This is a genomic window from Dethiobacter alkaliphilus AHT 1, from assembly GCF_000174415.1.
In the GTDB taxonomy this organism is placed as follows: domain Bacteria; phylum Bacillota; class Dethiobacteria; order Dethiobacterales; family Dethiobacteraceae; genus Dethiobacter; species Dethiobacter alkaliphilus.
In genome coordinates this window covers 1-12,018 of sequence record NZ_ACJM01000011.1, presented here as the reverse complement: position 1 = coordinate 12,018, position 12,018 = coordinate 1, and the positions used below count along the sequence as shown (strand labels likewise).

Annotated in this window: 11 protein-coding genes and 1 pseudogene; 10 read left to right on the top strand and 2 right to left on the bottom strand. The window is 50.5% G+C overall.

Translation table 11 applies throughout. From position 1 onward, the window contains the following. Positions 1 to 27: 27 nt before the first annotated feature. The gene (locus DEALDRAFT_RS10685; protein WP_008517315.1) at positions 28 to 225 is read right to left on the bottom strand and encodes a PspC domain-containing protein; all 198 of its coding nucleotides are present in this window, start codon (positions 223 to 225) and stop codon (positions 28 to 30) included. A gap of 105 nt (positions 226 to 330) precedes the next feature. Here DEALDRAFT_RS10685 and DEALDRAFT_RS17435 point away from each other — a divergent pair, with 105 nt between their 5' ends. The 4 genes from DEALDRAFT_RS17435 (at position 331) to DEALDRAFT_RS10670 (ending at position 4,701) form a co-directional block, all read left to right on the top strand. Further along, positions 331 to 465 carry an RCKP-type rubredoxin-like domain-containing protein gene (locus DEALDRAFT_RS17435; RefSeq protein WP_008517313.1) on the top strand — a complete coding sequence of 45 codons (135 nt, stop codon included), beginning with the start codon at positions 331 to 333 and terminating at the stop codon, positions 463 to 465. Between the two features lie 317 nt (positions 466 to 782). After that, positions 783 to 2,870, top strand: a complete 2,088-nt coding sequence (fusA, locus tag DEALDRAFT_RS10680; protein ID WP_008517311.1) for an elongation factor G — start codon at positions 783 to 785, stop codon at positions 2,868 to 2,870. Positions 2,871 to 3,005: 135 nt separating this feature from the next. After that, positions 3,006 to 4,067, top strand: a complete 1,062-nt coding sequence (locus DEALDRAFT_RS10675; protein WP_008517309.1) for a D-alanine--D-alanine ligase family protein — start codon at positions 3,006 to 3,008, stop codon at positions 4,065 to 4,067. A 16-nt stretch (positions 4,068 to 4,083) separates the two neighbouring features. Continuing rightward, positions 4,084 to 4,701 carry a hypothetical protein gene (locus tag DEALDRAFT_RS10670; protein ID WP_008517307.1) on the top strand — a complete coding sequence of 206 codons (618 nt, stop codon included), beginning with the start codon at positions 4,084 to 4,086 and terminating at the stop codon, positions 4,699 to 4,701. Here DEALDRAFT_RS10670 and DEALDRAFT_RS10665 read toward each other — a convergent pair. After that, the gene (locus DEALDRAFT_RS10665; RefSeq protein WP_008517305.1) at positions 4,698 to 5,261 is read right to left on the bottom strand and encodes a hypothetical protein; all 564 of its coding nucleotides are present in this window, start codon (positions 5,259 to 5,261) and stop codon (positions 4,698 to 4,700) included. The two genes, DEALDRAFT_RS10670 and DEALDRAFT_RS10665, sit on opposite strands and share 4 nt — an antisense overlap. A gap of 164 nt (positions 5,262 to 5,425) precedes the next feature. Here DEALDRAFT_RS10665 and pdxS point away from each other — a divergent pair, with 164 nt between their 5' ends. From pdxS to DEALDRAFT_RS10635, 6 genes and pseudogenes are all read left to right on the top strand, one after another. Beyond that, positions 5,426 to 6,310 (top strand): pyridoxal 5'-phosphate synthase lyase subunit PdxS, encoded by an 885-nt coding sequence (gene pdxS, locus DEALDRAFT_RS10660; protein ID WP_040378943.1) that lies wholly within the window; start codon positions 5,426 to 5,428, stop codon positions 6,308 to 6,310. Between the two features lie 3 nt (positions 6,311 to 6,313). Continuing rightward, positions 6,314 to 6,880: a pyridoxal 5'-phosphate synthase glutaminase subunit PdxT gene (gene pdxT / locus DEALDRAFT_RS10655; RefSeq protein ID WP_008517302.1), complete on the top strand. Its 567-nt coding sequence runs from the start codon at positions 6,314 to 6,316 to the stop codon at positions 6,878 to 6,880. Between the two features lie 100 nt (positions 6,881 to 6,980). Then, positions 6,981 to 7,637, top strand: coding sequence for a uracil-DNA glycosylase (locus tag DEALDRAFT_RS10650; protein ID WP_143753441.1), 657 nt, complete (start codon positions 6,981 to 6,983; stop codon positions 7,635 to 7,637). A 16-nt stretch (positions 7,638 to 7,653) separates the two neighbouring features. Continuing rightward, positions 7,654 to 8,353 (top strand): annotated as a pseudogene (locus DEALDRAFT_RS10645) (response regulator). Further along, a complete protein-coding gene (locus tag DEALDRAFT_RS10640) occupies positions 8,346 to 9,788 on the top strand; it encodes a sensor histidine kinase (protein WP_008517297.1) in 1,443 nt (480 codons plus the stop codon). Before DEALDRAFT_RS10645 ends, DEALDRAFT_RS10640 begins: the two are co-directional and overlap by 8 nt. A gap of 71 nt (positions 9,789 to 9,859) precedes the next feature. Further along, the gene (locus DEALDRAFT_RS10635) at positions 9,860 to 11,935 is read left to right on the top strand and encodes a GerMN domain-containing protein (protein WP_008517295.1); all 2,076 of its coding nucleotides are present in this window, start codon (positions 9,860 to 9,862) and stop codon (positions 11,933 to 11,935) included. The last annotated feature ends 83 nt before the right edge of the window (positions 11,936 to 12,018 follow it).

The window sequence follows — 12,018 nt, the reverse complement described above, 5'->3', positions numbered from 1 at the left end:
GGGTGCGGTAAAGAGTAAAAAACATATTTATGCCGGTTGTTCCGGAATAATCAGTGCGCAGATGATGTAGGCCAACAGCCCGCCAAAGCCTGCTGAAAATACGGAAAAAACAACCCATCCCAGGCGGATTAATGTGGGATCCAGATCGAAATATTCACCAATGCCGCCGCAAACCCCGGAGAGCATTCTGTTGTGCCGTGAACGATAGAGCTTTTTGGTTGTCATCTTTGTTCTCCTTTCCTGCCGGTTTTCTAACATATTATTCTGGCGGGGAAAGGATAAATCCTCTTTGTGAAACGGAAATTATAAAACGTTTGGAGGTGAACATGCATGGCAGTATGGCAGTGCCCCAAATGCGGCCTGGAACGGGAAGGCCGCTGTAAACCCAAAAAGTGCACCACCTGTGATGAACAGGTAGCGTTTGAAAAAAAGGAAGCAAAAAGCGAAGAGAATAAGAAAAAGTAACATCAAAAAGAGGCACGCACCGGCGTGCCTCTTTTGCGTGGGGTCGATGTGGGGTCAGACCCTTAAGTTCTTTCATCCGGGCAAAAAAGGGTCTGACCCCTGTTGCAGTAAATTGCACGGTTTGTGCGAGAAAAGGTCCGTCCCCAATTTGCACCAATTTGCATTTGCATATTTCTGGTATTTGGAGAAATATTAAAGGTCGGGGAAGGATTTTCTTCCCAGATAGTCGAAGTATCCAAAGAATTTGTATTGTGTACCGATTGTCCTGTACTTTTTGTGTCCTAATTGTTTTAGCACTAAAAAGGAGGCATTTTGGCGTGAAAACCTACACAACGGAAAAAATTCGCAACGTGGCCTTAGTTTCACATGGCGGGGCAGGTAAGACTTCTTTGGCGGAAGCCATGATTTATACCACCGGCGCCATCAATCGTTTGGGAAAAGCTGATTCTGGCACGACAACCACGGATTTTGACCCTGAAGAAGTAAAACGCCAGGTAACAATCAACACAGCTCTGGCACCGGTGGAATGGTCCGGTGTCAAAATTAACCTATTGGATACCCCGGGATATTTTGATTTTATTGGTGATGTATCCGGTGCATTGCGTGCGGCCGACGCTGCGGTGGTGGTGGTATCTGCCACTTCCGGTGTGGAGGTTGGTACGGAAAAAGTATGGACCTATGCCGATGAAAACCGTCTGCCGCGGTTGGTATTTGTAAACCGTATGGACAAAGAGAATGCAAACTTTGATAAGGTTATGGATAACCTGCAGGAGTTTTTCGGCCACAAAGTGGCCCCGGTGCAGATTCCCATCGGCGCTGAAGCATCCTTTAAAGGTGTGGTGGACATGGTTTCCATGAAAGCGCTGACCTTTGAGGGAGACGGAAAGAAAGTTAATGAAGGGGATATCCCCGCCGATCTTGCCGACACCGTGGAAAATTACCGGGAAAAGTTAATTGAAGCGGTGGCTGAAAGTGACGACGACCTGCTGATGAAATATCTGGAAGGGGAGCCGCTCAGCGATGAGGAAGTAGTTTCCGGATTGCGCAAAGGTATTCTCACCGGCAGTATTGTCCCGGTTCTTTGCGGCGCCGCCACAGAAAATATCGGTACTCAGCCGTTGTTGGACATGATTGTTTCCGCCTTCCCGTCTCCGGCAGATGTGGCGGAAGTAATAGCTACGAAAGCAGGCAGCGAAGAAGAAGTCGCTGTAAAAATAGATCCCAATGGGCCGGTTTCTGCGTTGGTATTTAAAACCTTTGCCGATCCCTTTGTGGGTAAGATTTCTTATTTCCGAGTCTATTCCGGAACATTAAAAGGCGACAGCCAATTGCATAACTCCAGCAAGGATAAGGGAGAACGGTTAGGGCAGGTCTTTACCATGTTGGGTAAAAACCAGATTAACCTGGATCAGGTTCCCGCCGGCGATATTGCCGCCGTTGCCAAACTGCAGTCTACAGCCACCGGAGATACACTGTGCGAAAAGAGTGTCGCTGTGGAGTTTGCTCCCATTGCATTCCCGGAACCGGTAACCACATTTGCGGTGGAGCCCAAAAAGCAGGGTGAGGAAGACAAGGTGGCCGCCGGTTTGGCCCGTTTCCTGGAGGAAGACCCCACATTCCGCATGGAACGCAACACCGAGGTAAAGCAAACATTGATTTCCGGTATGGGTGAGCTTCATCTGGAGATCATCACCAGCCGACTGGCCAGTAAGTTTGGCGTGGAAGTAGATTTATTGGCGCCTAAAATCCCCTATAAAGAAACTATTCGCGGTACCGCCAAGGTGGAAGGAAAGCACAAGAAACAGTCGGGTGGACGTGGACAGTTCGGTCATGTCTGGATTGAATTCTCACCGCTGGAGTCCGGTCAATATTTTGAGTTTGAGGATAAAATCTTCGGGGGTGCGGTACCCAAACAATATATTCCCGCTGTGGAAAAAGGTTTGCGCGAAGCCATGGAGTCGGGCATTCTGGCCGGCTATCCCGTGGTGGATATTAAGGCTACACTTTACGACGGTTCTTATCATAACGTGGATTCTTCGGAAATGGCCTTTAAGATTGCCGCCAACCTGGCCTTTAAAAAAGGGGCGGAACAGGCCCAGCCTGTCTTGCTTGAGCCGGTAATGTATGTGGAGGTAACGGTGCCGGATCAGTTTATGGGCGATATCATGGGTGATATGAACAGCCGCCGCGGACGCATCCTTGGTATGGAGCCCATTGACGGGCTACAGGTGGTAAAAGCCAATGTGCCCATGTCGGAAATGCTTAAATACGCCATTGACCTGCGGTCCATGACCCAGGGGCGCGGCTCCTTTACCATGAAATTTGACCGCTATGAAGAAGTGCCGGCTCATACCGCCGAACAGGTGATAGCCGAAGCCAAAGCGGAAAAAGCAGAAGTCAGCTAAGAAAATTAGAGAGAGAGCAAGCGCGTGGCGCTTGCTCTTTACACTTAAGAGTAGAAGTGTGGACGCATGTATTTGTGCACATTTGCCCACAATTATGAATAGACTATAGCCAAGCTAAGAGCATGGAGGGGTACTATGAGTAAAACAACCATTGCCGTCCTGCATGGCGGCCGTTCCGGGGAACATGAAGTTTCACTGCGTTCCGCCGCGTCCATTATGGACGGGTTGCGGGATGTTGGCCAGTACGAAGTTTTACCGGTATTTATTTCCCGGGAAGGAATCTGGACGCTGGAAGGGGTCCGGGTGGCAATACTGCCGGAACCGGGCATTGGAGGCTTATATGTTCTGGAGGGAGAAAAGGCAGGAGAGGTAATTCCGGTGGATGTGGTATTCCCGGTCTTGCACGGTACATACGGCGAAGACGGCACGGTGCAGGGCCTGTTGGAATTGGCACGGATACCCTATGTGGGGGCCGGAGTTCCCGGCTCCGCCATCGGTATGGATAAGATATTAATGAAGGCCGGGCTTTTGGCAGCCGGCTTACCGGTGGGGCCATATCTCTGGTTTACCGTGGCCGACTGGGAGGAGAATAAAAAACAGCTTTTAAAACAGATTGAAGAAGAGTTGGCTTTTCCCTGTTTTGTAAAGCCGGCTAATCTGGGCTCCAGTGTGGGAATATCCAAAGCTTATGACAGTGCACAACTGGAGAAAGCCATAAACGAAGCGCTGCAGTATGACCGGCGGGTGTTGGTGGAAAAGATGCTTACCGGCTGTGAGATTGAGTGCAGTGTACTGGGCAATGACCGCCCGGAGGCCTCGGTTCCCGGTGAAATCATCCCCTGTAACGACTTTTATGATTACAGTGCCAAATATCTGGACGATAACTCCGGTTTGGAGATCCCGGCAAAACTGGCCCCGGAGACCATAAAAAAGGTTCGGGAGATGGCGGTACAAACATTTATTGCGCTGGACTGTGCCGGACTGGGCCGGGTGGACTTTTTTGTGGATGAAAAAACCGGAGAGATGTGGATTATAGAAATAAACACCCTGCCCGGCTTCACATCCATCAGTATGTATCCAAAACTGTGGGAAGCATCGGGGATTTCTTTCAATGAATTATTGCAGAAGCTGGTAAAACTGGCCTTGGAGCGCTTCTCCCAGAAGGAAAGATTAAAGACCACATTTGATCCGTCCTGAAGACAGAGGTGAGAATATGAAAAGATTGGGGTTTTTACTCCTTTTTTTAGTCCTGTTGTGGACAGGCACTGTCCATGGTGTGGACATGGTTTCACCGACGGAGATGGTGGAGGAAGCAGAGTTTATTCTGGCCGGTGGCGTTATAGAAGTGAGCGATGCTGATATCCCGGAATTGTTGGTGGAAGTGGATACTGTTTACCGGGGAGATATAGGCGCTGCCGTGCTGAGAATCCCCCTGACATCTTCCGGCCAATTCAGACAAGAGCCGGAGATTCCCCAGGCCCAAGAGCGCCTGATAATGTTTTTTTCTTTAAACGAAGCGGGACAGCTAACACCCATGGCTGATTTAAATTGGGCCGGCTTTCTGGAAGAGGAGAGGGTTACCCGTCTTTTTATGGGTGCCCGTTATCATAACTGGGATGAGAGCCAATATATTACGGCGTATAATGAATTTCTGGCAGAAAGCGAGCCAAAAAAAATCCCCTCCGCCCAAACTGACCAAGGGGAGAGGGAACAAGAGAGGGCCCCCACGCAACGGCCGGGAGAAGTGGCCCCGTCACTTTTTTTGATGCTGGCAGGGGTTGCCGTACTCCTGTTAGTCTTTCAGGCAAGAATTAAAAAAACACAACGCTAGTACTCCAAAAAGACATTAAGTTCGCTGATGGGATCCTGGCTGTCTATTTGCAGCCAATACACATAAAGATCGTCATGCCAATAATAATGATCCTTTCCCATTCCGGTAACATAGTAGATGGTTTTACCCGCGGCTTCAAAAACGTCTTCTTCCCGGAAGACGTCGCTGGTGGGCAATTCCTGTACCATCAGCTGCATCAACTTGGTTGCTTCCTCCACATCGGGAGATACAGATACCCAAAGCACTCCTTCGGCATTTTCGCCTTGATAAATGGCCACCACTCCGTCATCCAGAGGGAAATCGTTGCGGTGCAGCCGCAGTATTTCCCACATGGCCCGGTCCCCACTGTAGGAGTCGACCAACTCCATTTCTGCCGTCTGCTGCGGCAAATCCGGCAGGTCAGAGCTTTCTTCGGCAATTTGCTGATCCTGTTCAGCCTGGTTCTGTTCTGCCGCAGCTGGCTGTTCTGGCTCAGCCTGCTCTGGGCTACCCTGATACAAAACCAGAAAAACTCCCACCACAAGTACAACTAAAGCGGTAAGTATAAATTTCCGTGGCATACTAACCCTCCTTTTCCGCTATGATATGTGTGATATATTTCACCTATATAATACTATCCTGCCAAAACCTTCTCCTGCTTGTCCTTTATGGTAAAGTGTAGTAAAATATATTATTAGCTAAACATATATGGAAACAGGGTTTGCTGATGAAAGGGGATTACAGTATGGCAGAACAAGGAACTTTTCGAGTTAAAAAAGGCCTGGCAGAGATGCAAAAGGGCGGTGTTATCATGGATGTCACCACTCCTGAACAGGCTAAGATTGCAGAAGAAGCCGGTGCTGTGGCCGTTATGGCCCTGGAACGCGTACCTGCAGATATTCGTGCCGCAGGGGGCGTGGCCCGCATGGCTGATCCGGATATAATTGCCCGCATTATGGACGTGGCCACTATTCCCGTGATGGCCAAGGCGCGTATCGGGCATTTTGTGGAAGCGCAGATTTTAGAAGCACTGGGTGTAGACTATATTGACGAAAGCGAAGTGCTTACGCCGGCAGATGATGAATTTCATATCAACAAGCATGATTTCACCGTGCCTTTTGTCTGTGGAGCCCGCAATCTGGGCGAAGCTTTGCGCCGTATCGGTGAAGGCGCAGCCATGATCCGCACCAAAGGCGAGCCGGGTACCGGCAATGTGGTGGAAGCCGTACGGCATATGCGGATGATGATGATTGAAATCCGCAAGCTAATTAATACTCCCGATGATGAGCTGATGACCTTTGCCAAAAATATTGCCGCACCTTATGAGCTGGTGCGCCAGATTAAAGAACTGGGCCGGCTGCCGGTGGTGAATTTTGCTGCAGGCGGCATTGCTACTCCGGCGGATGCGGCGTTAATGATGCAGCTGGGCTGTGATGGTATTTTTGTGGGCTCCGGCATCTTTAAATCCACAGACCCCCAGGGCCGGGCCAAAGCCATTGTAGATGCGGCACTGCATTATGATGACCCCAAGCTGTTGGCCGACGTTTCCCGTGGGTTGGGCGAGGCCATGCCCGGCCTGGAGATTTCCGGCATTCGCCCGGAAGAGCGGATGCAGGAACGGGGCTGGTAGTTAATGAAGATTGGCGTTCTCTGCCTGCAGGGTGCGGTGCGCGAGCATGTGGCTGCTCTGGAAAAGTGCGGTGTGGAAGTGGCGTGCGTTAAAAAGAAAGAGCACTTTGCCGATCTGGACGGTTTGATTATTCCCGGCGGTGAAAGTACCACCATCGGCAAGCTAATTGACCGCTATGATTTGGCTTCTTCCATTCAAGGCCTCATTGAACAGGGTAAGCCGGTGTACGGCACATGTGCGGGAATGATTCTTTTAGCAAGGAAAGTTGAGGGTTCAGACCAGTTTTTGCTGGGCCAGATGGATATTTGTGTGGAACGTAATGCCTTTGGTCGGCAGCGGGAAAGCTTTGAGGCAGACTTGCCTATAGCCTGTCTGGGAGATGAGCCGTTTCGTACCGTATTTATCCGGGCGCCCCTGATCACCCAATACGGCAAAGATGTGGAAATTCTGGCCACCTGTGATGATCGGGTGGTGGCGGCGCGACAGGGTAATATTCTGGTGAGTTCCTTTCATCCCGAACTTACAGACGACCACCGTATGCACCTCTATTTTGTTAAGATGGCTAAATAATATAAACTGTGCTGAAGAGAAGGGTATATCACCCTTCTCTTCTCTATAAAGGGAAGAGGAGAACAGAGTTTGACGTGGAACTATTCATATGGTGAATAATATGCGCGAAAGAATACTTTTTGATCTATTGGTACCAGGCTCGGAGAAAAAAAGGCTGCAAAAGCCCGCCAAAGTTTTTGCTCCTCTGCCTGTTGTGGAACAACCCCAAACTATAGCCGCTCTGTCCAAAGATGTATTAGACTGCGCTCAATGTGGGCTGCGTAGCCAGGCCACTCAGGTAGTATTTGGAGAGGGTAACCCCGATGCCGACTTACTCTTTGTGGGAGAGGCACCGGGTGCAGAGGAAGATGCACAGGGGCGCCCCTTTGTGGGTGAGGCGGGGAAGCTTTTAAATAAGATTCTGGCCGCCGCTGAGATTTCCCGTGAGGAAGTATATATTACCAATGTGGTTAAGTGCCGCCCCCCTAAAAACCGGACGCCAAACCCGGATGAAGCGGCAGCCTGCAGCGAACATCTGCAAAAACAAATCGCTCTGCTAAAACCACGCATAGTAGTATGCCTGGGTTCTTTGGCCACCCAGGCGTTAATCGACCCCCAAGCCCGTGTCAGTGCGGTGCGGGGCCGGTGGTTTACAAAAGACGGCCTGCAAATGATGGCCACGTTCCATCCCGCCGCCCTGCTACGTGATCCGTCACGCAAGCGACCGGTTTGGGAAGATATTCAAAAAATCAGAGATGCATACCGTCTACATTCGTAAAGGAGGTACGAAGCCTATGCCCCGCGTTCTTGTGGTAGATGATGAAAAAACCATTGTTAAAGGCTTAAAGTTCAATCTGGAAAAGGAAGGGTATGAAGTGCTGGTGGCCTTTGACGGTGAAGAGGCCCTGCGGGTTTTTAACGAGGAAAGCCCGGATTTAATAGTGCTGGACTTAATGCTGCCCAAGCTGGATGGTTTTGAGGTTTGCCGCAATATCCGCAAAACCAGCGATGTGCCCATAGTTATGCTTACAGCCCGGGGTGAGGATATCGATAAAATCCTGGGCCTGGAGTTGGGTGCCGATGATTATGTTACCAAACCTTTTAATCCTAGGGAACTGGCCGCCAGAGTTAAGGCTATTATGCGTCGCTCACAGTCTTCCTCCGGAGATTCCGGCAATCTGCAGGTAATTCGTCTGCAGGATTTACAGATTGATTTATTCCAGCACAAGGTCCGGGTCCGGGATAAAGAAGTGGATCTTACCAGCAAAGAGTTTGCTCTGCTGAGTTTAATGGCCAGTCATCCCGGCCGCGTTTTCAGTCGCGAGAAACTGCTGGAACATGTCTGGGGCTATGATTACTACGGTGATGCCCGAACTGTGGATGTGCATATTCGTCATCTGCGGGAAAAGATTGAACCGGATCCCGGGCACACCACAGTTAATTTTAACGGTTTGGGGAGCCGGGTACAAATTCCGGGAGGCTAAAAATGGTTAACAGCATCCGTACCAAACTGACCGCCACATATGTTATTTTAATGTTGGCGGTCATGGTACTGACTTCTTTTTTTCTCCACAGCCTTCTTGAACAATACTATATAGACCATCAGTACGAAACTGTGTCCCGGGCCGCCATGCCCATTTCGGAGTTGGCGGGCAGTTATTTGCGGACAACGCCGGATGTGGTTACCATCTCTAATCTGGCCGAAGGGTTTGCCCAGCAAATTAATGCCCGTGTACTGATAACCGATCACCGCCAGCGGGTACTGGGGGATTCTTTGCGTGTGGGGGGAATGGTGGGCTCCACCCTGGAGCGTGAGGAGATAGAGGCGGCCCTGGAGGGGGAAGAGGGGCGCAGCGTCCAGTTTTCCCAGCAGTCCCAGCAATGGGTGATGCAGGTTGCCGTTCCTATCTACAGTGAAGAAAATATTGTGGGAACCGTTTTTATCTCCACATCTTTGGCCTTTATCTATCAGGTACTGGGCGATATCAGCCGACTGCTACAGATTGCCACGGTCCTTTCGCTATTATTTGCGGCGCTAATCGGAATTTATCTGGCTCAGCGCCTGACCCGTCCCATTGAAGCTTTGACCGGCGCCACCGAACAGATGGCCCGCGGAGACCTGTCACAGCGGGTGCCGGTCCGTTCCAAGGATGAAATTGGCCGCCTGGCTAAACAGTTTAACAACATGGCGGAAAGGCTGCAGGAAATGACCCGTCAGCTGCGGGAGTTTGTGGCCAATGCGTCCCACGAAATGCGGACACCGCTCACATCCCTTAACATTCTGGTTAAGTCCATGCGCGAATATCCGCTGGAGGAAGAGGAGCGGGAGGAATTTCTGGAAGATATAGACCAGGAGTTGGAGCGGATGATTCGCTTGGTGGAAAGCCTGCTGGATCTTACCCGGCTGGACCGGTTGGCGGCAGAAGACACGGTGGCCATGGCCGATCTGGTGCCCACAGTGGTCAATACTCTGGAAATGCTGAAAAAGAAAGCCCTGGAAAAAGAGATTTCCCTTGATTATACGGTTCCGGAGGAAACGGCACCGGTTTTTGCCGTTTTGCATCAGATCAAGCAAGTGGTCTTTAATCTTGTAGATAATGCCATTAAGTATACTCCTGCCGGCGGACAGGTGCATGTTTCCCTGAAACAGGACCCCAATTGGCTGGTATTGACTGTGGCTGATACCGGAATAGGCATTCCGGCTGAGCACCGGGAAAAAGTTTTTGAGCGCTTTTACCGTGTGGACAAGGCCCGTTCCCGTGAGGCAGGCGGTACCGGACTGGGCTTATCAATTGTGTATGAAATTGTCCAGCGCCATGGCGGGCAAATTTTCGTAGAGGATAATGATGACGGCATCGGTTCCCGTTTTGTAGTGAAACTGCCTTTAATTCCAGAAGCAGAGGCTGCTCAGTCTGTTAATAAAAATTAAAACAGAATTAAAGGAACTTCCCAAAATAGGCGTTATAATAGACGTAGTGCATATTAAGCCGAGGTGTATTCATGCAATTTTTTAAGGGACAAACAAAGTTAATGATTATAATAATGGCCCTGGGTGTATTATTGGGAGGCTGCAGTGGCCGCAACACAAGCAATGGGGACCCAGTGGAGCCCATTGCCCCCGGCGTGGAAAAAGGAGAAGCGCAGGCTCTGCAGGGTGGATTTTACGTGAGAAGCAGTGATGTGCAAATCCGTGATCTTGCTGTGACCAGAAGCGGCCCTCTTACGCTGGTGGCCACCGCATCACGGGGTGTATACCTTTTGGAGGGCGATGGGAATTTAAGCTGGGAGATGGCCATGAGCAGCGAACCGCTGGTAACTTATCTGGAGCCGGAGGGGCGTTATCTGGCTGTAGGTACCGCCGGAGGAAAGCTCTTAATCATGGACCCGGACCAAACTGAGCGGGCCACAAAAAGTTTAGACGGACCTGTGGACCTGATTTCTGTTTCCGGGGACGGAGAAAATATTTTAATCAGGGTTTCCGGCAAAGAAAAAGAAGAAGCAAAAGAGCCGGATACTTTACTGCTGTTAAACAAAGAGGGAGAAGTACAATGGGAAAAAACATTCCCTGCAGTACTGGATGCCAAAATTGCCGGCAGAGGCAATGATGTTTTTATCAATTGGCTGGAAGACGATGAACCGGTGTTGGGCGTATTCTCCATTGACGGCGAACCCCTTTGGGAGCGTGCCGGGCAGAATCTGATGAGCCTGGATAGCGAAGCTTCCATGCTGTTTAGCGCCAGGGAAAATCAAGTGTTCCGCTATAACAGAAGCGGTACCGAGAATTGGAGCTATGAAGCAGAGGGCACCGTAAACAGGATTATTCTGGCCCGGGACGGCTCCCGCCTGGCCTTGGTCATTACAGATGAAGCCACGCAAAATCAACAACTGCTTTATCTTAATGCAAATGGGGAGAAACTATGGAGTGTACGGCTGCCCGATGAGTCTAACGTGGTTTTATCTCCTAACGGACGACAGGTTATCGTTTCCTCCTGGCGTCAGTACCGGGATGATTCCACCCACGTGATAACTTATAACCAGGATGGTGAGGAAATAAACAGCCTGGGGGTTGCCGGCCGCGCAGAGAAAATGGTTCTTGCCGACCGCACTTCCGTGTTGGTGTTGGGTCTGGAGGACGGAAGGGTCTACTACCTGAGCATACAGGACCAATCCGTGCAGCAGTCGGACGTGGTGCAGGAAATGGAGAAGACCGTGGAGGATTATTATAATCCGGTGAGCTTTACTCGGGGCGAAGGGGAAAGCTTAATCACTCTGTTTTTCTACGATGAAAATGCCAGCAATCTGATTCCCGTTACCCGCCGTATCAAGCGGACTTCTTCCCTTTTGCGCTCCAGCATCGATGAGTTAGTCCGGGGCCCTGTCCAGGGTAGTCGCCTGAGCCGTACCATCCCCAAAGATGCACAAGTAGGAGTTTCTGTGGAAGAGGGTACGGTGCAGCTGGATTTGCCAGCCCAACTGGATGAGATGGCCGGCAGCACTTTTATCACCGGCGTTTTGGATTCCCTGCTTTTTACCGTTAGCCAGTTTCCCACCGTTGAGCAAGTGCGCTATACTGTGGACGGCCAGGAGCAGGAATTTTTCGGACAGGAAGGAATGGCCATTGATGAACCTTTTGCGTCCCGGCGCTTTGGGCGCCAGGAAGGAGAACGGCTGATTTTTGCTCCGGCCCAATCCGGCGACAGGTATTACCTGCGTATGACCACCAACGAGTTCTTACCTTTAAGAGACCGGGCTTTGATTGAGACGCTGGTACGTTATGTGTTAGCCGAAAGCCAGCCATTCTTCTCTTACAATCTGGAACTGCAGGATGTAACCATTGAGAACAGCGTTGTGCACGTGGACCTGGCCCAACCCATAAGACGGCATCTGGGAAATGATGCAGAGTCCGCTGCCAGGGCCGCCATGCTCCGCGATGCCATCAGCCTGACAATCGCTGAAAATGCGTTTTACTCACAGATACAAATAACAGTGGACGGAGAAATACCGCAAACTTCTCAGTTATATCTGCCGTGGAGCAGTGTTATTTCACGGCCGTACTTTGTTAATCTGGAAGATTAAGCACAAAAAACCCGTGTTTAAGGCCGGCCTGCTTGCAGGCTGGCCTCTATTTCGATATAATAATGGAAAAAAGTGAAAGAGGT

Coding starts and splice junctions, on each gene's coding strand:
- DEALDRAFT_RS10670 (WP_008517307.1), top strand. CDS start 4,084: ATGAAAAGATTGGGGTTTTTACTCCTTTTTTTAGTCCTGTTGTGGACA.
- DEALDRAFT_RS10635 (WP_008517295.1), top strand. CDS start 9,860: ATGCAATTTTTTAAGGGACAAACAAAGTTAATGATTATAATAATGGCC.
- DEALDRAFT_RS10640 (WP_008517297.1), top strand. CDS start 8,346: ATGGTTAACAGCATCCGTACCAAACTGACCGCCACATATGTTATTTTA.
- pdxS (WP_040378943.1), top strand. CDS start 5,426: ATGGCAGAACAAGGAACTTTTCGAGTTAAAAAAGGCCTGGCAGAGATG.
- DEALDRAFT_RS10650 (WP_143753441.1), top strand. CDS start 6,981: ATGCGCGAAAGAATACTTTTTGATCTATTGGTACCAGGCTCGGAGAAA.
- DEALDRAFT_RS10685 (WP_008517315.1), bottom strand. CDS start 225: ATGACAACCAAAAAGCTCTATCGTTCACGGCACAACAGAATGCTCTCC.
- DEALDRAFT_RS10665 (WP_008517305.1), bottom strand. CDS start 5,261: ATGCCACGGAAATTTATACTTACCGCTTTAGTTGTACTTGTGGTGGGA.
- pdxT (WP_008517302.1), top strand. CDS start 6,314: ATGAAGATTGGCGTTCTCTGCCTGCAGGGTGCGGTGCGCGAGCATGTG.
- DEALDRAFT_RS17435 (WP_008517313.1), top strand. CDS start 331: ATGGCAGTATGGCAGTGCCCCAAATGCGGCCTGGAACGGGAAGGCCGC.
- DEALDRAFT_RS10675 (WP_008517309.1), top strand. CDS start 3,006: ATGAGTAAAACAACCATTGCCGTCCTGCATGGCGGCCGTTCCGGGGAA.